Consider the following 22204-nt stretch of genomic DNA (forward strand, 5'->3'; position numbering starts at 1 on the left):
TCAGGGGGCCGTTCCGGGTGAGTGCCATCGCCCGTCCTTCCGTGCACCCCGACCCGCGTGCCCCGCGCGGTCCTTCGAGCACGCCCGCACATCGAGGAAGGCACACCCATGAGGGCCATCACCCTGACCGTGGCCGCGGCCGGCTGCACGGCGCTGCTGCTCGCCGGTTGCTCCGACGCGTCGTCGACGTCGAGCGAGGACCCGACCACCGGCCCCCTCAGCGCCTACTTCGAGCGCATCTCGGGCGGGTACGAGGAGCAGGACTGGGACGCCATGAACCGTCAGATGGAGGAGGTCACCGCGGCGTGCATGCGGGAGGCCGGCTTCGAGTACACCCCCCAGGACTACACGGGGACCACGACGGTCGTCACCGAGGAGGCCGGCGCCGAGTACGGCACCGAGGAGTACGCCGCCAAGAACGGCTACGGCATCACCACCTCGATCGGGGCCACGGCTGACCCGGACGCCGAGGAGTGGGTCGACGCGAACGCCGACTACGTCGCCGGCATGTCGGAGACCGAGCAGGCCGCGTACTACGAAGCGCTCTACGGGGAGCAGTCGACGACCGACGTCGAGGACCCCGAGGCCGAGGCCACCGAGTACGACTGGACGACGGCCGGGTGCCAGGGCAAGGCCAGCCACGAGGTCTACGAGACCGGCACGGCGCAGGAGGCGTGGGAGGACCCGGCGTTCGCCGACCTGCAGGAGCAGATCCAGGCGCTGTACGAGCAGTCGAGCACAGCTCCGCAGTTCACCGAGATCAACACCGCGTGGTCCGACTGCATGAGCGAGGCCGGCTACGACTTCGCGACGGTGAACGACGCGTCGATGAGCATCTCCGACGCCAGCAACGCGCTGTGGGAGAACGTCCAGGACGAGAGCGGCCCCGACCCCGCCGCGCTCGAGGAGCTCAAGACGAAGGAGATCGCCACGGCCGTCGCCGACGCGCGGTGCCAGAAGTCCACCGACTACCAGAAGCGGTACCAGAAGGCCTGGAACGCCCTCGAGCAGGACTTCGTCGACCAGCACAAGGACGAGCTCGAGGCCTGGGTGGCCGCCCACGCGACCGACGAGGCCGACAAGTGAGGTTCGCCGTCACCCGGGGCAACCGGACCGTGCTGGTGATGGCCGCGGTGGCCGTCCTGTCGCTCGTCGCGGGGCTGCTCCTGAGCAGGCTCATCACCTCCCCCGCGCAGGCCGCCGCCGACGCCGCCGCCCCGGTCGCGGGACCCGTCACGGTCCCGGTCGAGAGCCGGGTCCTCGCGAACGACGTGACGCTGCGCGGCGACGCGCAGTATGACGACCCCGCCGACGTGCGCATCGAGACGGGCGAGATCGGCGGCTCGGCCGTGGTCACCGGCCAGGTGCCCGATGTCGGCGCGACGCTCGACGCGGCCGGCATCGCGCTCGAGATCATCGGGCGGCCCGTCATCGTGCTCCCCGGGACGCTGCCGACCTACCGCACGCTGCGCGAGGGCGTGTCGGGGCCCGACGTCCGCCAGCTCAAGGCAGCGCTCGCCACGCTCGGCATCGCCGCCGGCAAGCAGGACTCCGACGTGTACGACGCGGCCACCGCCGCCGGGGTGGTCGCGCTCTACCAGCGCGTGGGCTACCAGCCGCCGGCGACCACCAAGGACCTGAAGGAGGCCGTCAAGGCCGCTCAGGACTCCGTGCGGGCGGCCGAGCAGAACCTCGCGACCGCGCAGCTCGCCCTGACCCAGGCCAAGGCGGGACCGAGCGACGTCGACCGGCTCCAGGCCGACAACGCGGTGCGGGCGGCCGAGCGTGCCCTCGCCGCCGCCCAGAACCCCCCGACCGGCACCGAGACCGAGGCCCCGGCAGCACCGACCGACGTCGCCGAGCTGCAGGACGCGCTCGCGCTCGCCGTGGCGCAGCGTGCCGCGCTGCTCGCCGGCACCGGTGCGGCCGCGGAGGCCGCGCAGGTCTCTGCCGCCCAGCTCGCCCTGACCGACGCCCGCACCGCGCTGACCGAGGCGAAGGCGTCGACGCTCACCCCGCTGCCCGCGAGCGAGGTCGTGTTTCTGCCGTCGCTGCCGCGTCGCGTCGACGACGTCACGGTCAAGCAGGGCTCGGTCGTCAACGGGCCCGTCATGAGCGTCTCGGGTGCCACGCTCGAGATCGTCGCCTCGGCCGCACGCAAGGACGCCGACCTGCTGACCGTCGGGGCGGTCGGGGCCACGACGGTCGACGGGACCGACATCCCGCTCACGGTCACCGCGATCGAGGCGCCGGGCACGTCGGGCGAGCCGAGCGACGACAGCACGGGGGGCACCACCAGCAGCTCGGGCACGACCGGCAGCGACAGCGGCCGGTACACGGTCCGGTTCGCGCCGGGTGAGCTGACCGAGGCCCAGGTGACGGCGCTGCAGGGCACCAACGTGCGGGTCAAGGTCCCCGTCAGCTCGACCGGCGGCGAGGTGCTCGCGGTACCGCTCGCGGCGCTCACCGCGGGCCCGGGCGGGGAGTCGCGCGTCGAGCGCCAGGCGAAGGACGGCACGAGCGAGCTGGTCACGGTCGAGACGGGGCTCGCCGCGGGCGGGTACGTGCAGATCACGACATCGAGCACACCGCTCGCCGCGGGTGACCTGGTCGTGGTGGGGATCTCGGGCCCGACCGCCGAACCGGCCACGACCGACGACGCCACGACCGCGGGAGCCGACGGATGAGCATCCTCGACGCGATGCTCGACGAGCCGGCGGTGCTGCCCGCCCCGGCGGTCATCGAGCTCGCGGGGCTCACGCGCTCGTTCCCGGGCGACCCGCCCGTGGTCGCGCTGCACGAGGCGGACCTGCGCATCGAGGCCGGCGAGTACGTGTCGGTCATCGGGCCGTCGGGCTCGGGCAAGTCGACCCTGCTGCACATCCTGGGCCTCCTCGACCGGCCGTCCACGGGCGAGTACCTGCTCGACGGGGTCCCCACCGGCAGCGCGCCCGAGTCCGAGCGGTCCCGGCTGCGCGGGGGCCGCATCGGCTTCGTGTTCCAGTCCTTCCACCTGCTGCCGCACCGCACAGTGCTCGACAACGTGCTGCTCGCCACGCTGTACGCCGGTGTCCCCCGTGCCGAGCGCCGCGAGCGTGCCCTGGCGGCCCTCGCCCGGGTGCACCTCGGGCACCGCATCGACTTCCTGCCGACCGTGCTCTCGGGCGGCGAGCGTCAGCGCGTGGCCATCGCCCGCGCCGTGGTCGCCTCCCCGCAGGTGCTGCTGGCCGACGAGCCGACGGGCAACCTCGACTCGTCGAACTCGGCCGGCGTGCTCGACCTGTTCGACGAGCTGCACGCCGACGGGCTGACGCTCGTGGTCATCACGCACGACCCGGCCGTGTCCGCGCGGGCCCAGCGCCGCGTGCGGATCACCGACGGCACCCTGACCGAGCTCGCATGAGGCACCTGCTCGCCCGCCCCCGGACGGCCGGCGTCCCGCGCGGCGACCGGTTCGGCGTGCGGGACCTGGTCGCCGAGGCCACGTTCGGCATCGGCGCACGACCCGGGCGGCTGCTCCTGACGATCCTCGGCACCGTGCTCGGCATCGCCTCGGTCGTGGTGACCGTGGGCCTGGCGCAGACCGCCGCCGGGCAGATCAGCAAGCAGTTCGACGCCGTCGCCGCGACGCAGGTCGTGGTCCAGCCCGCCACGTCGACCTCGATGACAGGCCAGACCCTTCCCAAGGCCCGGCTGCCGTGGGACGCCCCCGAACGCGTGGGTCGGCTCGCGGGAGTCGAGTCGGCCGGCACCCTCGCGACCGTCGACGTCGGCGCAGCGGCCATCACCTCGGTCCCCGTCAACGACCCGTCGCAGCCGGCCACGCTGACCGTCCCCGTGCTCGCGGCGTCCGGCGGACTGCTCGAGACCGTGCGCGGGCACGTCGTCACAGGGCGGTGGTTCGACGCGGGCCACGACGCGCGCGGCGACCGCATCGTGGTCCTCGGGGCGCGCGCCGCCGAACGGCTCGGCGTGCACCGCGTCGACCGGCAGCCCTCGATCTTCATCGGCGAGGTCTCCTACACCGTGATCGGGATCATCGACGACGTGAAGCGGCGCACCGACCTGCTCGACGCGGTCGTGCTGCCCATGGGTACCGCGCGGGCCGACTTCGACCTGGCGGCCCCCGAGCAGCTGCAGATCCGCATCGCCGTCGGAGCCGGTCAGGTGGTCGGCGAGCAGGCGCCGGTGGCCCTCGACCCCAACTCCCCCGACGGCTTCACGGTGCAGGCCCCGCCCAGCGGCTCGAAGGTCCGCGCCGGCGTGCAGGCGGACATCAACACGATCTTCCTCGCGCTGGGGGCCGTGGCCCTGCTCATCGGCGGGGTCGGGATCGCCAACGTGACGCTGCTGTCGGTCATGGAGCGCGTCGGCGAGATCGGGCTGCGGCGCGCGCTGGGGGCGACCCGGCGGGACATCGCGGCGCAGTTCGTGGTCGAGTCCGTGGTGGTCGGTCTGCTCGGAGGGCTCATCGGCGCGTCGCTGGGGGTGGCCGTCGTGGTGCTGGTCTCCGCGCTGCAGGAGTGGACCCCGCTGCTCGACCTGCGGGTCGTGGGCGCCAGCGCGCTCGCGGGCGGCGTGATCGGGCTCGCCGCCGGCATCTACCCGGCGCTCAAGGCCGCGGCGATCGAGCCGATCGCCGCGCTCCGCGGAGGGGTCTGACGATGAGGTCCTGGAGGCGGGGGGCGCCGGGCGTCGCGGCCGTCGGCGGTGCACTGCTGGGCGTCGCCCTTCTCGCGGCGTGCACGTCCGGCCCGGACCCGGTGGCGGCAGCCTCGCCGACCGTCGGCCCGCTCGACGTGTACCTCGACCTGATCACCGGCGTCGAGGACGAGAGCGCCGAGGCCTTCGTCGCCCAGGCGTCGAAGGCCGAGGAGATCGTCGCGGCCTGCATGCACGACGCGGGCTTCGAGTACGTCCCTGACCCCACGAGGTACCACTCCTCGGTGCAGGACACCGAGGCCCTCGCGACCTTCGACGAGCACGCCTACGCGGCCGAGTACGGCTACGGGCTCACCGAGCCCGGCGAGCGGCCCGGCATCACCACGTCCTCGGTCGCCGACGACCCGAACACCGAGTACCAGATGGCGATGTCGCCGGCGCAAGGGGCCGCGTACCAGAAGGCGCTGCAAGGGGTGTTCGCGTTCGGCGACACGGCGCCCACGGACGAGGAGATCGACGCCGCCTACACCGCACCGTGGACCGAGAAGGGCTGCTCCGGCCGTGCCGAGCACGAGGCCTTCGACTGGGAGGTGGCCACGAGCGAGGACGTCGTGATGATCCGCGACGAGTGGGAAGGGTCCTGGCAACGCGACCTCGACCCGCAGTTCGACGCCGTCCGCACCGCGTGGGTGGCCTGCATGCGCGAGGCAGGGACCCCCGCGTACACGCACCCGCAGGACGCGGTGGACCAGCTCCAGGCCGAGATGCTCGTGCGCCAGGAGGCGCTCGCCGGCGGGGAGCCGGGCTCGGGCAAGGCGTGGAAGGAGCTGCACGAGCTCGAGATCACCGTGGCGGTCGCCGACCTCGCGTGCCAGGACGCGACCGACTACCAGGACGAGCTCGAGGCCCTCGAGCACGAACGCCAGCAGGAGTTCGTCGACACGCACCGGGCCGAGCTCGACGCGCTCGTCGAGCGGTACTCGGCCGACCGCTGAGGCGATGTCCGCCGGTCACAGCCCCGGCGGCCCGGCTCGCCGAGAGGGCGGTGCGGCAGGTCAGCGCGGCAGGCGCCCGGTGTCCTCGTGCATCGCCCAGAACAGCGAGTACGGGACGCCGTCCGCGTCCGGCTCACGCGCCGCGAGCTCCTCGAACAGGGCGTGCACCCGGGTGCGCAGCTCGTCGAGGTCTGCCGGGCTCAGCCGCACCCCGAGCCGAGTGATGGACACGCTCGCGGGATCGGCCAGGGCGAGCTCCTCGACGAACGTGTCGACGAGGACCCGGTCCTGGCCCGGGGCGAGGCTCGTGCGCCACGACTTGCCCGTCGCTCGGTAGGGCACCTCGCGCGCGCCCCGGTTGCCGCGGCGCGCCGGCTCGGCGGCGAGGAAGCCGCGGTCGACGAGCATGCGCACGTGGTGCAGCGTCGTCGCGGGATTGCGGCCGAGGCGTTCGGCGATCTCCCGGTTGGTGCGGGGCTCGTCGAGGCACAGCCGCAGGATGCGCAACCGGACGGTCGAGGCCAGGGCGCGGGCGTCTGCGTCGGCGTCGGCGTCGGCGTCGGCGTCGGCGTCGGCGTCGGCGTCGCGGGCCACGTCGGGCGCGGCAGGTCTCCTCGCGGGTGTCGCCATGCCCCGATCCTATCTAGTGATTGACTTTTCCCAATCGCACGCACCATGCTCCCCTCGTGACCTCCACGACGCCCGGCCCGGCAGACGCCGGCACCGACCATTCGCCTGCCCGGCGGTCGCTCGTCCGGCACGCCGACTTCCGGCGGTTGTGGGCCGGCGACGCCCTGGGCCAGCTCGGGTCGCAGCTCACCATGCTCGCGCTGCCCGTCCTCGCTGTGCAGCACCTCGGTGCTGACGCGTGGCAGATGGGGCTGCTCAGCGCGGCGGAGACCGCCGCGTTCCTCGTCATCGGGCTGCCGGCGGGCGCCTGGGTGGACCGGATGAGCAAGCGCCAGGTGCTGATCCGCGCCGACCTGGTCCGCGCGCTCGTGCTCACCGTCCTCGTCGCCACCGCGCTGGCCGGACAGGCCTCGATGCCCCTGCTGTACGTGCTCGCGATCGTGCTCAGCGCCGCCACCGTCTTCTTCGACGTCGCGCACCAGAGCTATGTGCCCGGCCTCGTGGGGCTCGAGCACGTCGTCGAGGGCAACGCCAAGCTCCAGGCCACGCAGTCGGTCGCGGGCGTCGTGGTCCCCGCGATCGGCGGAGCGATGCTCCGGGTCGTCACCGCGCCCGCGCTCATCGCCGTCAACGTCGTGCTGTACGTCGTCTCGGCCCTGACGGTCGCCCGCATCCGGGCGTCCGAGGAGGTACGCCCCCGCGACGAGCACCCGCCGCTGCGCGCGGCCATCGCCGAAGGCCTCGGCTTCGTGGTGCGGCATCCGCTGCTGCGTCGCATCGTCGCGTGCACGTCGGTGGGCAACCTGTTCGCGACCGCCGGGCAGGCCCTCGTCGTGCTGTTCGTGCTGCGCGAGCTCGGCCTCGACGTCGCGACCCTGGGCGTCGTCTACTCGGCGAGCGCGGTGGGCGGACTCGTGGGTGCCGTGCTCGCGGAGCGGATCGCGCGCGTCGTGGGTGAGGGGCGCGTCATCGCTCTCACTGCCGTGGCCATGGCCCCGGCGCTCGCCCTGATCCCGCTCTCCCTGCCGCTCGCCGGCTGGGGGGTGCCGCCCGTCCCGGTGCTGGTGCTCGGCGGCGCGCTCGTCAGCCTCAACGTCGTCGTGTACAACGTCGCGCAGGTGAGCTACCGCCAGCGGGTGTGCCCGCCCGAGCTGCTGGGCCGCATGAACGCCTCGGTGCGCTTCCTGGTGTGGGGCTCGATGCCCCTCGGCGGGCTGCTCGGCGGCGTGCTCGGCACCCACCTCGGCGTCGTCCCCACCCTGTGGGTCGCGGCCGCCGGTCAGATCCTCGCCGCCCTGCCCGTGCTGGCCTCGCCGATCGCCCGGATGCGGACGCTGCCCGCGACCTGAGGTCGAGGCAGCGTCCGCCGTTCCCGGGCGCCCGGAACGATCACCGGCGGCGCCGCGACGGGTCACCAGGGGGCGTCGAGCGCCTCCCGCACGTCGGGTGCCAGGGTGAGGCGGATCCCGGACATCGCCGCCTCGAGCTGCGCGAGGCTGCTGACCCCGAGCACCGGGCGGACCACCGGGTCGCCGCCCGCGAGCCACGCCAGCACGACCTCGCTCCGGGTGCGGCCGAGCTCGCGCGCGACGGCGTCGAGCACCTCCAGGCGCCGGGTCGTGCCCGGGTGCGTGAACGCGTCGGACAGCGGACGGTCGGGGCGGTCGTAGGCGCCCTGCACGAGCGGGCTGTAGGCCCACAGCTCGACGCCCGGGTTGCTCACCGCGTAGTCGAGCACCTCGTCGGTGATCCAGCCGAACCGGTGGTCGTGGTCGTGGTCGCGGACGAACGGCCGGGGCTGGACGTACGAGTACCGCAGCTGGAGCGCGCTCGGCCCCACGAGCCCACGGGACGTGGCGTGCGCCGCGGCCCGCTCGAACCGCCACGGGGTGGTGTTCGAGTACCCCCAGCGCCCGATCGCACCGTCCTCGACGAGCCCGCCGAACGCCTCGACCGTCTCGGCGACCTCCGTCGCCCGGTCGTCCCGGTGCGCCAGGAACAGGTCGATGCGGTCGATGCCCATCCGCTCGAGGCTCTGCGACGCGACGCGGCGCACCACGTCGGCACCGAGTCCGTCGGAGTGCGCCGGGTAGCTGCCCGGGTACAGCGGCTCGCACCCCACCTTGGTCACGATGCGGACCTGCTCGCGGACCCCGGGGCGGGCCGCGAGCCAGCGGCCCAGCAGCAGCTCGCTCGCCCCGCCGTGGCCCGACTCGTCGACCCAGAACGAGTAGCAGTCGGCCGTGTCGATCCACACGCCGCCCGCGGCCACGTAGGCGTCGAGCAGGGCGAACGAGGTGTCCTCGTCGATCGTGGTGCCGAAGGGCATCGCGCCGAGCGCGAGCGGAGGTGCGGCGGGGGTCGGGGCGGTCGGGGTCGGGGCGTCGGGGGTCGTCATGCCCCTACTGTCGGACCTGGAGCGCGCTCCAGGTCAAGCGACACGTCGCGTGCCGACGCAGGTCCCGGGCCAGGTGGGATCATCGGCGGATGACCTCGTTCACCCCCGCCGAGGCGGCGCGACGCAGCGGCTTCAGCATCGACACCCTGCGGTACTACGAGCGGATCGGGCTGCTCACCGGCGTCGAGCGCGACCACGCGGGGCGCCGCGCCTACTCGGACGGCGACCTCGGGTGGCTCGAGATCCTGCGGTGCCTGCGTGACACGGGCATGCCGATCGCCACGATGCGCCGCTACGCCGAGCTCGCGCTGGCGACCGGTGCGGACGCCGACCGGACCGTGCCCGAGCGGCTCGAGATCCTCGAGCAGCACGCGGCCGAGGTCGCCGCGACCGTCGCCCTGCTGGCGCGCCAGCAGGAGCACCTGGCCGAGAAGATCGCGTACTACCGCACGGTCGTCGACGGGTCCGGCGCGCACGAGCTCGCGGGCGCGGCGGCTCAGACGTCGTAGGTGACCACCACGGGGGCGTGGTCGCTGAACCGCTCGTCGTAGGTCTCGGCACGATCGACCACGGCGGTGCGGGCCAGGTCGGCGAGGGCCGGCGTCGCGAGCTGGTAGTCGATGCGCCACCCGGAGTCGTTGACGAAGGCCTGCCCGCGCCACGACCACCACGTGTACGGCCCGGGACCCTCGCCGCCGAGCTCACGCCCCAGGTCCCGCCACCCGAGCTCGTCGAACCAGCGGTCGAGGTAGGCGCGCTCCTCGGGCAGGAAGCCCGCGGCCTTGAGGTTGCCCTTCCAGTTCTTGATGTCCACGTTCCGGTGGGCGATGTTGAGGTCGCCCGCGACCACGACGTGGCGGCCCTCCCCCGTGAGCTCGGCGAGCCGCTTGGTCACGTGGTCGAGGAACGCGTACTTCTCGTCCATCTTGGGCGTCCCGGCCGTGCCCGAGTGGATGTACGTCGACACGACGGTGACCGTGCGCGTCGTGCCGTCCGCGGCCGGGACCTCGAGGTCGGCCTCGACCCACCGGCCGGTGTCGACCGGCACACCCGTGGCCAGCCCGATCCGCACGGCCGACATGGGCAGCCGCGACGCGATCGCCACGCCCGCCCGGCCCTTGATCTCGCACGCCTCGTGCGCGACGTGCCACTCGCTCGTGGGCAGGAAGTCGCCGACGATCTCGTCGGGCGCCCGCACCTCCTGCAGCAGCAGCACGTCAGGCTTGCGGGTCGCGACCCACTCGGCCATGCCGCGCTTGAAGGCGGCGCGGATCCCGTTCACGTTCACAGTGGCGATGGTCAGCACGGGGACATCCAACCCCATGACCCTGACAGAGGCCGCCGCCGTCCGTGGTGTCAGACGCCGTCGTAGGCGGCCTGCACCGCCGCGATGTCGAGCTTCGTCATCGCGAGCATGGCCTCGGTGGCGCGCGCTGCGCCCGCAGGGTCGGGGCCGAACAGGACGCCCCCGAGCATGCGGGGAGCCACCTGCCACGAGAGCCCGAACCGGTCGGTGAGCCAGCCGCACTGCCCGTGCTCGCCACCGTCCACGACGAGCGCGTCCCAGTAGTGGTCGATCTCGTCCTGGGTGTCGCACTCGACGAGGAAAGAGAACGCGGCGTTCAGCGTGAGCGACGGCCCGGCGCTGATGGCCGTGACCGGCATCCCGTCGAGCGTGAACTCGACGATGAACGCGCTGCCCGGCTCGGTGCCGGGCACCCCCTCGGGGGCCGTGACCACGTTCGTGATCTCGGATCTCGGGATCACCGAGACGTAGAAGCGGGCGGCTTCCTCGGCGTGCTCGTGGTACCAGAGGTGCGGTCGGACGATGCCCATGGTGATCTCCTCCTGTGCACTGCTGCTCCAGGTACTCCGCGGCGGGGTCGTGACCTGACCCTTTGCCCGACGTGTCAGTTGACCACGGGTCAGGCGGGTCCGGCCAGCCGCTCCGCGGTTGGGACGTCAACGCCTGAGCGGTATACACACTGTGTATACGCAGTGTGTATAGTCATCCGGGCCAGCCGGGCTCACACTCCTCGCCCCACTGCGGCAGGGCTCGCTCCACGGGCCCCTGCGAGTGCGCGCGCCGGCTCGATCGCCACCCGCTCCACCGTTCCGAAGGAAGGCACACCCATGAGGCCCATCCCGTTCACCGCCGCCGCTGCCGGCTGCGCACTGCTCCTGCTCAGCGGCTGCGGGAGCAGCGGCGACGACGGGGCGGGGAAGGACGCCAAGTCGTCCGAGGGCCCGCTCCAGGCGTACATGAAGCCGGTCACGAGCGCCTACGACGACATCGACTACGAGAAGCTCCAGGTCGAGCAGGAGAACATCATCGCGGCCTGCATGCAGGAGGCTGGGTTCGAGTACTTGCCCCAGGAGTATTCGAACGTGTCGAACCCGTGGGACGAGGACGAATGGGGCACCGAGGAGTTCGCCCAGAAGTACGGCTACGGCTACTCGAGCGGCTCGGAGTCCGAGGACGGCGAGGAGGCCGCGCAGGTGGACCCGAACGCCGACTACGTCGCCGCCATGTCCGAGAGCGAGCAGGCCGCCTACTGGGAGGCCCTGTGGGGGCCGCAGCAGCCCGAGCCCGTCGACGAGGAGGCGGAGGTGACCTGGGACTGGACGACCGCGGGCTGCTACGGCAAGGCGAGTAACGAGACGTACGGCTCCGCCAACTCCGCGTACGAGGACCCGGCGTTCGTCGAGCTCCAGGAAGAGATCGGCCGGATGTACGAGAAGATCTCCAACGACCCGAAGCTCACCGCGCTCGATGCCGAGTGGTCGGACTGCATGAACGAGGCGGGCTTCGACTTCGCGAAGGTCCCCGAGGCGGCCGCCAGCATCTCCGACGCCTACTCAGCGCTCTGGGAGTCGGCTGACCCGGACGGTGGCACGGACAAGGCCGCGGAGACCGCTCTGCGCGAGAAGGAGATGGCCACCGCGATCGCCGACGCGAAGTGCCAGACGAAGGTCGGATACCAGGACGCGACCAGAGAGGTGCAGTTCGCCCTCGAGCAGGAGTTCGTCGACGCGCACAAGGCGGACCTCGACGCGTGGATCGAGCAGTACGGCACCGACGCCAAGGCGACCAAGTGACCCGCGCGATCCCGCAGGGCAACCGCACCATCCTCGTCATGGCCGGCGTCGCGGTGCTGAGCCTCGTCGCCGGCCTGGGGCTCAGTCAGCTCATCACCTCTCCGGCCAAGGCCGAGGCGGACGCCGCTCCCCCGATCGCCGGCGCGGTGACCGTTCCTGTGGAGAGTCGCGTCATCGCCAACGACGTGACGCTGCGGGGCGACCCGTCGTACGACGACCCGGTCGAGATCCGCATCGAGACGGGCGAGGTGAAGGGCCAGCCGGTGGTGACAGGCCAGGTGCCCGAGGTCAGCTCCACTGTCGACGCGGCGAGCGTCGCCCTCGAGGTCGCGGGACGCCCGGTCATCGTGCTGCCTGGCGCGCTCCCCACCTACCGCAGCCTGCAGGCTGGCGTCGCGGGGCCGGACGTCCTCCAGCTGAAGGCGGCGCTCGCGACTCTGGGGATCGACGCGGGCAAGGCTGACTCCGACGTGTATGACGCTGCCACGGCCGCCGGAGTGGTGGAGCTCTACCGGAAGGTCGGCTACCAGCCGCCCGCGCCCGGCAAGGAGCTCAAGGACGCACTCAAGGGCGCGCAGGATGCGATGCGGTCCGCCGAGGACGCGCTCTCCTCCGCCCAGATCGCATTGAAGGCCGCTTCCTCGGGTCCCACCGAGGTGGAGCGGCTGCAGGCCGACAACGCCGTGCGCGCCGCGCAACGCGACGTCGCCGCAGCCGAGGCGGCAGCGGCCTCCGGTGACCCCGAGGCGCCGAGCGCCGCCGGCATCGAGGCGCTGCGCGAGGCCGTCACTGTGGCCGAGGCACAGCGCACGCAGGTGCTGACAGGCATGGGGACCTCCGCCGAGGCGGCCGCCGTCGCCTCGGCGCAGCGGGCGCTGGCCGACGCCAAGGCCATGCACACCGAGGCGAAGGCCGCGACACTCACCGCGCTCCCCGCGAGCGAGGTCGTCTTCCTCGCCTCTCTGCCGCGACGGGTCGACAACGTGGGCGTGAAGCTGGGCGCGATCGTCAGTGGTCCCGTCATGACCGTCTCGGGCGCCACGCTCGAGATCGTCGCGTCCGCCTCCGCCGACGACGCCGCACTGCTGGCGGTCGGGAACCCGGGGATCGTGACAGTGCTCGGGCAGGACGTGCAGGTCACAGTGAAGGCCATCGAGGCCCCGGGCTCGACGAGCAGCTCCGCAGAGCCCGAGGGCGAGGGGGCGGAGGGCTCCGAGGCGCCCGCAGGCTCCGGGTCGACCGCCGGCCAGTCGGGGCGGCACACCGTCCGCTTCCAGCTCGGCGATCTCACCGAGGAGCAGCTCTCCACGCTCCAGGACGGCGGCAACGTGCGGATCAAGGTGCCGGTGAGCTCCACCGGCGGCGAGGTGCTCGCCGTGCCACTGGCCGCGCTCACGGCCGGACCCGGCGGCGAGTCGCGCATCGAGCGGCAGGACGCCAAGGGCGCCACCGAGCTCGTGACCGTGGAGACCGGACTGGCCGCCGGGGGGTACGTGCAGATCGTGAGCTCGCAGGAGCCGATCACCGCCGGCGACCTGGTCGTCGTGGGGGCGCGCGGCGCCGCGGACGCCTCCGACGCGGAGACGGAGGCAGCGGGATGAGCGTCCTCGACGTCCTCCTGGACGAGCCGTCAACCGTCCCGGCCGTCATCGAGTTCGCCACGCTCACCCGCTCGTTCCCCGGGGACCCGCCGGTCGTGGCGCTGCACTCGGCGGACCTGCGCATCGAGGCAGGCGACTACCTGTCCATCATCGGCCCGTCCGGGTCGGGCAAGTCGACGCTGCTGCACATCCTGGGGCTGCTCGACCGGCCCAGCTCCGGGGAGTACCTCCTCAACGGGAGCCCCACCGGCGCCGCCTCCGAGTCGGACCGCTCACGGCTGCGAGGCGGCTGCATCGGCTTCGTCTTCCAGTCGTTCCACCTGCTGCCACATCGCACGGTGCTCGACAACGTGCTGCTCGCCACCCTGTACTCCGGGGTGCCACGAGCGGAACGCCGCGACCGGGCGATGGCGGCGCTGCACCGGGTCCACCTCGACCACCGGGTCGACTTCCTGCCCACAGTCATCTCGGGTGGCGAGCGGCAACGGGTGGCCATCGCCCGCGCCATCGTCGCGGAGCCGCAGGTGCTGCTTGCCGACGAGCCCACCGGCAACCTGGACTCGGTGAACTCCGCGGGGGTGCTCGACCTGTTCGACGAGCTGCACGGCGACGGCCTTACGCTCGTGGTGATCACCCACGACGCGCAGGTGTCCGCACGGGCCCAGCGGCGGGTGCGGATCTCCGACGGCCGATTGACCGAGCTCGCATGAGGCGGCTCCTGACCCGGACCCGCCCCACCACCGACCCGGACGGCCCCGAGCTCGCCGACGCGCGCGCGACCCCCGCCAAGCGGCCGCCACGCGGCGACAGGTTCGGGGCGCGGGACCTGTTCGCCGAGGCCACGTTCGGCATCGGCGCCAGGCCTGGGCGCCTCATCCTGACGATCATGGGGACGGTGCTCGGCATCGCCTCGGTGGTCGTCACCGTCGGGCTCGCGAACACCGCAGCCGGGCAGATCAACAAGCAGTTCGACGCGGTCGCCGCCACCCAGGTGGTCGTCGAGCCCGCCACGTCGTCCGGCGGCGGCCAGACGCGCGCCAAGGCGCGGCTCCCCTGGGACGCCGCCGAGCGCGTGAGCCGTCTGGCCGGCGTGGAGTCGGCGGGAACCCTCGCCGAGGTGAACGTCCGCGGCGCGCAGGTCACCTCGGTGCCCGTGAACGACCCCTCGCAGGCGGCCCAGACCTCCGTCCCGGTGCTGGCCTCGTCGGAGGGCCTGCTCGAGACGGTGCGGGGCGCCGTCGTCACCGGCCGCAACTTCGACTCCGGGCACGACGCGCGCGGCGACCGCGTGGTGGTGCTGGGCGCGCGGGCCGCCGAGTCCCTCGGGGTGCACCGCGTCGCCATGCAGCCGTCGATCTTCATCGGCGAGGACTCCTACACCGTGATCGGCATCATCGACGACGTGAAGCGCAAGACGGAGCTGCTCGACGCGGTGATCCTGCCCATGGGCACCGCGCGGTCCGACTTCGACCTCGCGGCGCCCGCCGAGCTGCAGGTGCGCATCGCGCCCGGGGCGGGCGAGGTCGTCGCCGAGCAAGCGCCGATCGCTCTCGACCCCAATTCCCCCGACGGCTTCAGCGTCAAGGCCCCGCCGGCCCGCTCGACGGTTCAGGAGAACATCCAGGGCGACGTCAACCTGATCTTCGTGGCCCTGGGCGCCGTGGCACTGCTCATCGGCGGGGTGGGGATCGCGAATGTCACGCTGCTGTCGGTGATGGAGCGCGTGGGCGAGATCGGGCTGCGGCGGGCGTTGGGCGCCACTCGCCGGGACATCGCCGCGCAGTTCATCGTCGAGTCGGCGATCATCGGGCTGATCGGCGGGCTCATCGGCGCGTCACTCGGTGTGGCCGTCGTGGTGCTCGTGTCCGCGCTGCAGTCCTGGGTGCCGATCCTCGACCTGCGCGTGGTGGGCGCCGCGGCCATCGCCGGAGGGCTCATCGGGCTCGCGGCAGGCTTCTACCCCGCGCTCAAGGCCGCCGCCATCGAGCCCATCACGGCCCTGCGCCGCGGGGTCTGACTCGACGGGGTGACCGAGGGCGGGCCGACGACCATCGTCGGCCCGCCCTCCGTCATCAGGCGTCGGTCACCAGGGGGCGTCGAGGCGCTCACGCACCTCGGGCGGCAGGGTGAGCCGGACGCCGGAGAGCGCGGCCTCCACCTGCGCCATGCTGCTCACCCCCGCCACCGGCCTGACCACCGGGTCGCCGCCCACGAGCCACGCGAGCACCACCTCGCTGCGGGTGACTCCCAGCTCGCGCGCCACCTCATCGAGCACCTCGAGCCGCCGGGTGGCGCCCCGCGACGATCGCGCTGCTCACCCGGAAGCAAGAGCACCTGGCCGAGAAGATCGCGCACTACCGCACGGTGCTGGCCACCCGCGCGGCGTCGGCCCCCCACGCGGTGTCCGCCGCGCCCGCGAACGCCGACGCCCTGGTGGGCGCCGCGGCTCACACGTCGTAGGTGACCACCAGGGGGGCATGGTCGCTGAACCGGTGGTCGTAGGCCTCCGCGCGGTCCACCTCGGCGGTCCGGGCCAGATCGGCCAGGCCCGCGGTGGCGAGCTGGTAGTCGATCCGCCAGCGGGCGTCGTTGTCGAACGCCTGGCCGCGCCACGACCACCACGTGTACGGCACGGGCCCTCCCCGCCGAGCTCGCGGCCCAGGTCGCGCCAGCCCAGCTCGTCGAACCAGCGGTCCAGGTAGGCGCGCTCCTGCGGCAGGAACCCGACGGCCTTGAGGTTGCCCTTCCAGTTCTTGATGTCGACGTTCTTGTGCGCGATGTTCAGGTCAACCGCCACCACGACGTGCTGTCGTCGCGGAACAGCAGCGAGTCCAGCGAGGTGGGGAACATCTGCCACGACAGGCTGAACCTGTCCTTGAGCCACCCGCACTGGCTGGGCTCGCCGCCGTCGGCCAGCAGCGCGTCCCAGCAGTGGTCGATCTCCTCCTGGGTCTCGCACGCGAGCATCATCGAGAACGACTCGTCGAGGGTGAAGGCCGGGCCGGCGCTGATCGCCGTCACGGGCATCCCGTCGAGGGTGAAGTCGACGATGAACGGGGTGCCCTCGGCGCCGTCCGGCACTCCCGCCGGGGCTTTGACGATCCTCGTGACCCGCGAGTTCGGGATCAACGAGGTGTAGAACTTCGCGGCCTCCTCGGCCTGCGAGTGGTACCAGAGGTGCGGGCTGACGATTCCCATGAGGGTACCCTCCGACGACGTAGGGTCACAGGTACTGACCATGTCGGGGAGGCGGACTCATCGGCCGCTCAACCGGCCAGCCGCTCCGCGGTGTCGACCACGTTGCTCAGCAGCATCGCGCGCGTCATGGGGCCCACGCCGCCGGGGTTGGGCGAGACCCAGGAGGCGATCTCGAGCACGCCGGGGTCGACGTCACCCACGACCACGGACCTGCCCGTCTCGGGGTCGGTCGCCCGCGAGACGCCCACGTCGACCACCACGGCACCCGGCTTGACGATGTCGGCCGTGATGATGCCGGGCACGCCCGCCGCGGCGACGATCACATCGGCGTTGCGCGTGTGCTCGGCCAGGTCGGTCGTGCCCGTGTGCGTGAGCGTGACCGTGGCGTTGATCGCCCGACGCGTGAGCAGCAGCCCGATCGAGCGCCCCACGGTCGTGCCGCGGCCCACCACCGTCACGTCGGCCCCCGCGAGCTCGACGCCGTGCCGCTGCAGCAGCTCGATGATCCCGCGCGGCGTGCACGGCAGCGGTGAGGTGACCGGCTCGTTGACGCGCAGCACGAGCCGACCCAGGTTGGTCGGGTGCAGGCCGTCGGCGTCCTTGTCGGGGTCCACGAGCTCGAGCACCCGGTTGGTGTCGATGCCACGGGGCAGGGGCAGCTGGACGATGAAGCCGGTGCACGCCGGGTCGGCGTTGAGCCGCGCGACGGCGTCCTCGATCTCCTGCTGCGACGCCGACCCCGGCAGGTCCTCGCGGATCGAGGCGATGCCGACCTCGGCGCAGTCGCGGTGCTTGCCGTTGACGTACCACTGCGACCCGGGGTCGTCACCCACGAGCAGCGTGCCGAGCCCGGGCCGGATGCCGCGAGCAGCCAGGGCCGCGACCCGCACCGTCAGCTCCTGCTTGATCGTGGCAGCCGTCGCCTTGCCGTCCAGAACCTGTGCGGTCATCGCTCGCTCTCTTCTTCTGCGCAGAGCGCCGGACCACCGGCCCGGTCGCCGCACGAGGCGGGCGACCCGGACCGGTGTCCCGGCGGGGGGTCGATCAGTACTGCTGGAGCCCGGCGTACAGCGGGTGGGCGTCCGTCAGCTTGTCCACGCGGGCGCGCAGGGCCTCGACGTCGGTCCGCGAGCCGTCGACCAGCGCCGTGGCGATGATGTCCGCGACCTCGGTGAACTCGGCGTCCCCGAAGCCGCGCGTGGCGAGCGCCGGGGTGCCGATCCGCAGGCCGGACGTGACGCGCGGGGGGCGCGGGTCGAACGGCACCGCGTTGCGGTTGACCGTGATGTTGGCGGCGTGCAGCAGGTCCTCGGCCTGCTGGCCGTCGAGGTCCGAGTGCCGCAGGTCGACGAGCACCAGGTGCGTGTCCGTGCCGCCCGTCAGCACCGAGACGCCGGCACCGGCGACGTCGGCCGCGGTGAGACGCTCGGCGATGATCTTCGCGCCCGAGAGCGTGCGCTCCTGGCGGTCGCGGAACTCGGGGGTGCCCGCGATCTTGAACGACACGGCCTTGGCGGCGATCACGTGCATGAGCGGACCACCCTGCTGGCCCGGGAAGACCGCCGAGTCGATCTTCTTGGCGTACTCCTCCTTGGAGAGGATGAAGCCCGAGCGCGGGCCGCCGATCGTCTTGTGCACCGTCGAGGACACGACGTCGGCGTACGGCACGGGGCTCGGGTGCAGCCCGGCGGCGACGAGGCCTGCGAAGTGCGCCATGTCGACCCAGAGCTTCGCGCCGACCTCGTCCGCGATGGACCGGAACGCCTCGAAGTCGAGCTGACGCGAGTAGGCCGACCAGCCACCGATGATGACGTCGGGGCGGTGCTCGAGGGCCGCGGCCCGCACGGCCTCGGGGTCGATGAGGAACGTCTCGGGGTTCACGCCGTACGCGGAGACGTCGTAGAGCCGGCCCGAGAAGTTGATCTTCATGCCGTGCGTGAGGTGGCCGCCGTGGGCCAGCTCGAGCCCGAGGATCTTGTCGCCCTTGTTGATCAGGGCGTGCAGCACCGCCGCGTTGGCCGTGGCGCCCGAGTGGGGCTGGACGTTCGCGTGCTCGGCGCCGAAGAGCTCCTTGGCCCGCGTGATCGCGAGCGTCTCGGCGACGTCGACCTGCTCGCAGCCGCCGTAGTAGCGACGGCCGGGGTAGCCCTCGGCGTACTTGTTGGTCAGCACGGAGCCCTGCGCCTGCAGGACGGCCCGCGGCACGAAGTTCTCGCTCGCGATCATCTCGAGGGTGCCCTGCTGGCGGGCCAGCTCACCGTCGAGGACGGCGGCGATCTCGGGGTCCACGACGGACAGGTTCTGGTCGAGCACGGGGATCTGGTCGCTCATGTCACTCCTCGCAGTCAGCGGTGCGGGTCCCGGCTCGTCGTCGGGCACGCACACGGAAGGTGTGGTGACCGAGGGCCCAGGCGTCCGACCCGAAGTCTGCTGCTGCGTCGCTCCCCGGTGGTATCCCACCCGTTGCGCCAGTCACGACGCGTGCAAGCCTAGCAAGCGACGGCCGTCCCGAGGGCCCCGTCTCATGCCCGGCGGCCTCGTGACCGGCGACGCCGTGCGGTCAGCGCTCGGCCGCGGCCACGTGCCGGTCGGCGCCGTCCGGATCGGTGTCGCCGCCCAGGATCTTGCGCAGGTAGGCGAACGTGAGGTCGCCCGCCGTCTTGTCGTGCTGGTGGGTGTAGCCGTGCTTCTCGTAGAGCGCGAGGTTCTGCACCGAGTCGCGCCCGGTGAAGACCCACACCTCGGAGATGTCCTCGGGCAGCAGCGGCAGGATCGCGAGCAGCAGGCGGGTGCCGATCCCCTGCCCCTGCAGGTCGGGAGCGACGGCCAGGCGCCCGAGGGTCGCCTTGGACTCCTCGATCAGCACCCGGATCGAGCCCACCAGGCGGTGCCCCCGCCAGGCGCCGAGCGTGATGACGCCCTCGGCCACGAGGTCCTCGCGCAGCTCGTCGAACGTCTGCGTCAGCGGCGGGATGCTCGGGTCGCCATAGATCTGGGCCTCGCTCACGAACGCCGCGCGGCGCAGCGTCAGCAGCTCGCCGGCGTCGGCCAGGTCCACGGTGCGGATGTCCAGATCGGGCTCGCTCATGGCGACATCGTGCCACTCCCGCGCCCGGGTTCCGGGAGAACCACGCGCACGCGAGACACGGGCGCTGCGGGGCGCGCCCCCCGGCCCGGCCTGGCCGGACTCGACTAGCCTGGGTGACCGTGCCCACCGAGCTGCCCACCGCCGATGCCGGGACCCACTGGGTCCTGACCCTGTCCTGCCCCGACCGCCCCGGCATCGTGCACGCCGTCGCCGGGCTGCTCGCGGAGCACGGCGGCAACATCACCGAGTCGCAGCAGTTCGGCGACCAGCTCACCGGGCTGTTCTTCATGCGGGTGCAGGTCACCGCGACGGTCGCGCGGGGCGCGCTCGAGGCAGCGCTGACGGACCTGGCCGCACGGTTCGAGATGGCGTGGCACCTCGACGTCGCGGGGCGCCCCGTGCGCACGCTCGTGATGGGATCGACCGCTGCCCACTGCCTCAACGACCTGGCGTTCCGGCAGCGCTCCGAGAACCTGCCGGTCGACCTCGTGGCGGTCGTGTCGAACCACACCGCGCTCGCCGACCTGGCGGCGTTCTACGACATCCCGTTCCACCACGTGCCGGTCACCTCGGCGACCAAGGCGTCCGCCGAGGCGCGGCTGCTCGAGCTCGTCGAGGAGCTCGACGTCGAGCTCGTGGTGCTCGCGCGGTACATGCAGATCCTCTCGGACGACCTGTGCCGGTCGCTGTCGGGGCGGATCATCAACATCCACCACTCGTTCCTGCCGTCCTTCAAGGGCGCGCGCCCCTACGCCCAGGCCCACGACCGGGGCGTCAAGCTCATCGGTGCGACGGCGCACTACGTCACGGGCGACCTCGACGAGGGCCCGATCATCGAGCAGGACGTCGAGCGCGTGGACCACACCCGCACGGTCGACGACCTGGTCGCGCTCGGGCAGGACGTCGAGCGCCGCACGCTGGCCCGCGCGGTGCGCTGGCACGCCGAGCACCGGGTGCTCCTCGACGGGCACCGCACGATCGTCTTCCGCTGAGCGCCTGACAACGGTATCGACAACGATGTCGGGCTGAATCGCTTCAGCCCTTGGGCCGCCCAGGCCCACCCGAGCATGCTGCGCGTACCCAGGACCCCGCGCCGTGGGGGCCACCGACCTGGCGTCCGGACGCCGACGTCCGCACGCCGGCACCGGAGGAGACGCATGATCCGCTCCCGCTCGCCGCTCCGTCGCACGCTCGCCGCCGCCACCACGTTCGTCCTGGCGCTCGCCGGCGTCACCGCAGCCGCCGTCACCGCGGCCCTGCCCGCCCAGGCCGCCTCGCTCGTCCAGGTCACGAACTTCGGGGCGAACCCCAGCGGGCTCTCGATGCACCTGTTCGTCCCGGACAACCTGCCGGCCCGTCCCGCCGTGCTGGTCGCGGTGCACTACTGCACCGGCTCAGGGCCCGCGCTCTACAACGGCACCCAGTTCGACGAGCTCGCCACCCGGTACGGCTACATCGTCATCTACCCCTCGGCCACCCGCAGCGGGAACTGCTTCGACGTCTCGTCGTCCGCGGCGCTGCGCCGCGACGGAGGCAGCGACCCCGTCGGCATCCGGTCGATGATCCAGTACGTCCAGCAGCGCTGGACGACCGACCCCAGCCGGGTCTTCGTCACCGGCGTCTCCTCCGGCGCGATGATGACGCAGGTGCTGCTCGCCGACTACCCCGACGTCTTCGCCGCAGGCGCCGCGTTCGCGGGCGTGCCCGCCTCGTGCTTCGCGACGACCAACGGCTCGCTGTGGAACAGCGACTGCGCGCAGGGCCGCATCACCCGCACCGCCGCCGAGTGGGGCACGCTCGTCCGCAACGCCTACCCCGGCTACACCGGCACCCGACCCCGGGTGCAGCTCTGGCACGGCACGGCCGACGAGACGCTGAGCTACGTCAACCTCGGCGAGTCGATCAAGCAGTGGACCAACGTGCTCGGCGTGAGCGCCGCACCTGCCTCGACCAGCACCCCGGCGAACGGCGTCATGCGCACCCGGTACGGGTCCACGGGCGACCGCGCCCCGGTCGAGGCGAACAGCCTGCAGGGCGTCTCGCACAACCTGCCGGTCGACGCCGCGGCCGCGATCCACTTCTTCGGCCTCGACACCACGACCACCCCGACGCCCACGCCGACGACGTCGCCCACCACGTCCCCGACGCCCACGCCGACCGTGACCACGCCGCAGCCCACCGTGAGCCCCACCGCCAGCCCGACGACCGGCACGGGAAGCTGCCGGGTCGGGTACAGCGTCAACCAGTGGAACACCGGGTTCACGGCGAACATCACCGTGACCAACCTGTCGGGGGCGGCGGTCAACGGTTGGCGGCTGACCTGGGCCTACCCGTCGGGCCAGCAGGTCACGCAGGCGTGGAGCTCGGTCACGACCCAGTCAGGGGCGCAGGTCACGGCCACCAACGCCGCGTGGAACGCCGTGATCCCGGCGGGCGGCTCGGTGCAGCTCGGGCTCAACGGGTCGCACACGGGTACCAACACCGCGCCGACGTCGTTCGCGCTCAACGGGACGGCCTGCGCGCTGGGTTGAGA

22 protein-coding genes, 1 pseudogene and 1 riboswitch are annotated in these 22204 nt (G+C 72.6%); of the genes and pseudogenes, 13 read left to right on the plus strand and 10 right to left on the minus strand.

The features are described 5' to 3' along the window. The first annotated feature begins 108 nt into the window (after positions 1-108). From ACGIF2_RS16985 to ACGIF2_RS17005, 5 genes are read left to right on the plus strand one after another with little or no spacing between them, the layout of a single operon-like run. Positions 109-1086, plus strand: a complete 978-nt coding sequence (locus ACGIF2_RS16985) for a hypothetical protein (RefSeq protein WP_396048311.1) — start codon at positions 109-111, stop codon at positions 1084-1086. After that, positions 1083-2687 carry a hypothetical protein gene (locus ACGIF2_RS16990; protein WP_396048313.1) on the plus strand — a complete coding sequence of 535 codons (1605 nt, stop codon included), beginning with the start codon at positions 1083-1085 and terminating at the stop codon, positions 2685-2687. Before ACGIF2_RS16985 ends, ACGIF2_RS16990 begins: the two co-directional genes overlap by 4 nt. After that, complete coding sequence (locus ACGIF2_RS16995) at positions 2684-3403, plus strand: ABC transporter ATP-binding protein (RefSeq protein WP_396048314.1); 720 nt, start codon at positions 2684-2686, stop codon at positions 3401-3403. The genes ACGIF2_RS16990 and ACGIF2_RS16995 overlap by 4 nt, the downstream gene beginning before the upstream one ends. Beyond that, complete coding sequence (locus tag ACGIF2_RS17000; protein WP_396048316.1) at positions 3400-4662, plus strand: ABC transporter permease; 1263 nt, start codon at positions 3400-3402, stop codon at positions 4660-4662. The genes ACGIF2_RS16995 and ACGIF2_RS17000 overlap by 4 nt, the downstream gene beginning before the upstream one ends. 2 nt (positions 4663-4664) lie before the next feature. Continuing rightward, positions 4665-5657, plus strand: a complete 993-nt coding sequence (locus tag ACGIF2_RS17005) for a hypothetical protein (RefSeq protein ID WP_396048318.1) — start codon at positions 4665-4667, stop codon at positions 5655-5657. A 60-nt stretch (positions 5658-5717) separates the two neighbouring features. Here the strand turns inward: ACGIF2_RS17005 and ACGIF2_RS17010 are convergent, their stop codons facing one another. Next, positions 5718-6287: an ArsR/SmtB family transcription factor gene (locus tag ACGIF2_RS17010; RefSeq protein WP_396048320.1), complete on the minus strand. Its 570-nt coding sequence runs from the start codon at positions 6285-6287 to the stop codon at positions 5718-5720. 56 nt (positions 6288-6343) lie between these two features. Here ACGIF2_RS17010 and ACGIF2_RS17015 point away from each other — a divergent pair, with 56 nt between their 5' ends. After that, positions 6344-7636, plus strand: a complete 1293-nt coding sequence (locus ACGIF2_RS17015) for an MFS transporter (protein ID WP_396048322.1) — start codon at positions 6344-6346, stop codon at positions 7634-7636. Between the two features lie 62 nt (positions 7637-7698). On the opposite strand, the gene ACGIF2_RS17020 is transcribed toward ACGIF2_RS17015, so the two are convergent. Further along, a complete protein-coding gene (locus ACGIF2_RS17020; protein WP_396048324.1) occupies positions 7699-8685 on the minus strand; it encodes an aldo/keto reductase in 987 nt (328 codons plus the stop codon). A gap of 89 nt (positions 8686-8774) precedes the next feature. On the opposite strand from ACGIF2_RS17020, the gene ACGIF2_RS17025 reads away from it, so the two are divergent. Beyond that, positions 8775-9194, plus strand: a complete 420-nt coding sequence (locus tag ACGIF2_RS17025) for a MerR family transcriptional regulator (RefSeq protein ID WP_396048327.1) — start codon at positions 8775-8777, stop codon at positions 9192-9194. Here the strand turns inward: ACGIF2_RS17025 and ACGIF2_RS17030 are convergent. Both ACGIF2_RS17030 and ACGIF2_RS17035 read right to left on the minus strand, forming a co-directional pair. Then, the gene (locus ACGIF2_RS17030; protein WP_396048329.1) at positions 9182-9991 is read right to left on the minus strand and encodes an exodeoxyribonuclease III; all 810 of its coding nucleotides are present in this window, start codon (positions 9989-9991) and stop codon (positions 9182-9184) included. The genes ACGIF2_RS17025 and ACGIF2_RS17030 overlap by 13 nt on opposite strands. 50 nt (positions 9992-10041) lie before the next feature. Continuing rightward, positions 10042-10521: a VOC family protein gene (locus ACGIF2_RS17035; RefSeq protein ID WP_396048331.1), complete on the minus strand. Its 480-nt coding sequence runs from the start codon at positions 10519-10521 to the stop codon at positions 10042-10044. A 297-nt stretch (positions 10522-10818) separates the two neighbouring features. Between ACGIF2_RS17035 and ACGIF2_RS17040 the strand changes: the two genes are divergently transcribed. The 4 genes from ACGIF2_RS17040 to ACGIF2_RS17055 are packed head-to-tail and all read left to right on the plus strand — an operon-like array spanning position 10819 to position 15402. Further along, positions 10819-11784, plus strand: coding sequence for a hypothetical protein (locus tag ACGIF2_RS17040; RefSeq protein ID WP_396048333.1), 966 nt, complete (start codon positions 10819-10821; stop codon positions 11782-11784). After that, positions 11781-13385 (plus strand): hypothetical protein, encoded by a 1605-nt coding sequence (locus ACGIF2_RS17045; protein ID WP_396048335.1) that lies wholly within the window; start codon positions 11781-11783, stop codon positions 13383-13385. Before ACGIF2_RS17040 ends, ACGIF2_RS17045 begins: the two co-directional genes overlap by 4 nt. Continuing rightward, positions 13382-14095, plus strand: a complete 714-nt coding sequence (locus ACGIF2_RS17050) for an ABC transporter ATP-binding protein (RefSeq protein ID WP_396048337.1) — start codon at positions 13382-13384, stop codon at positions 14093-14095. The genes ACGIF2_RS17045 and ACGIF2_RS17050 overlap by 4 nt, the downstream gene beginning before the upstream one ends. After that, positions 14092-15402, plus strand: a complete 1311-nt coding sequence (locus tag ACGIF2_RS17055) for an ABC transporter permease (protein ID WP_396048339.1) — start codon at positions 14092-14094, stop codon at positions 15400-15402. The genes ACGIF2_RS17050 and ACGIF2_RS17055 overlap by 4 nt, the downstream gene beginning before the upstream one ends. A 66-nt stretch (positions 15403-15468) precedes the next feature. Here the strand turns inward: ACGIF2_RS17055 and ACGIF2_RS17060 are convergent, their stop codons facing one another. The 6 genes and pseudogenes from ACGIF2_RS17060 to ACGIF2_RS17085 form a co-directional block, all read right to left on the minus strand. Then, positions 15469-15660, minus strand: a complete 192-nt coding sequence (locus tag ACGIF2_RS17060) for an aldo/keto reductase (protein ID WP_396048342.1) — start codon at positions 15658-15660, stop codon at positions 15469-15471. Between the two features lie 172 nt (positions 15661-15832). Continuing rightward, positions 15833-16191: pseudogene (locus tag ACGIF2_RS17065) on the minus strand (endonuclease/exonuclease/phosphatase family protein); the annotation flags it as partial. Further along, positions 16167-16583 carry a VOC family protein gene (locus tag ACGIF2_RS17070; protein ID WP_396048344.1) on the minus strand — a complete coding sequence of 139 codons (417 nt, stop codon included), beginning with the start codon at positions 16581-16583 and terminating at the stop codon, positions 16167-16169. The gene ACGIF2_RS17070 and the pseudogene ACGIF2_RS17065, both read right to left, overlap by 25 nt. A 68-nt stretch (positions 16584-16651) precedes the next feature. Further along, positions 16652-17533 carry a bifunctional methylenetetrahydrofolate dehydrogenase/methenyltetrahydrofolate cyclohydrolase gene (locus ACGIF2_RS17075; protein ID WP_396048346.1) on the minus strand — a complete coding sequence of 294 codons (882 nt, stop codon included), beginning with the start codon at positions 17531-17533 and terminating at the stop codon, positions 16652-16654. Positions 17534-17627: 94 nt separating this feature from the next. After that, the gene (gene glyA, locus ACGIF2_RS17080) at positions 17628-18914 is read right to left on the minus strand and encodes a serine hydroxymethyltransferase (protein ID WP_396048348.1); all 1287 of its coding nucleotides are present in this window, start codon (positions 18912-18914) and stop codon (positions 17628-17630) included. Between the two features lie 67 nt (positions 18915-18981). Further along, positions 18982-19069: riboswitch (ZMP/ZTP riboswitch) on the minus strand. Between the two features lie 74 nt (positions 19070-19143). Then, positions 19144-19671: a GNAT family N-acetyltransferase gene (locus tag ACGIF2_RS17085; RefSeq protein ID WP_396048350.1), complete on the minus strand. Its 528-nt coding sequence runs from the start codon at positions 19669-19671 to the stop codon at positions 19144-19146. Positions 19672-19784: 113 nt separating this feature from the next. Between ACGIF2_RS17085 and purU the strand changes: the two genes are divergently transcribed. Then, entirely contained in the window at positions 19785-20663 is an 879-nt protein-coding gene (gene purU, locus ACGIF2_RS17090; protein WP_396048352.1) for a formyltetrahydrofolate deformylase, read from the plus strand. A 165-nt stretch (positions 20664-20828) separates the two neighbouring features. After that, complete coding sequence (locus ACGIF2_RS17095; RefSeq protein ID WP_396048354.1) at positions 20829-22202, plus strand: PHB depolymerase family esterase; 1374 nt, start codon at positions 20829-20831, stop codon at positions 22200-22202. The last annotated feature ends 2 nt before the right edge of the window (positions 22203-22204 follow it).

The sequence above is a fragment of the Cellulomonas sp. P22 genome, from assembly GCF_044392165.1.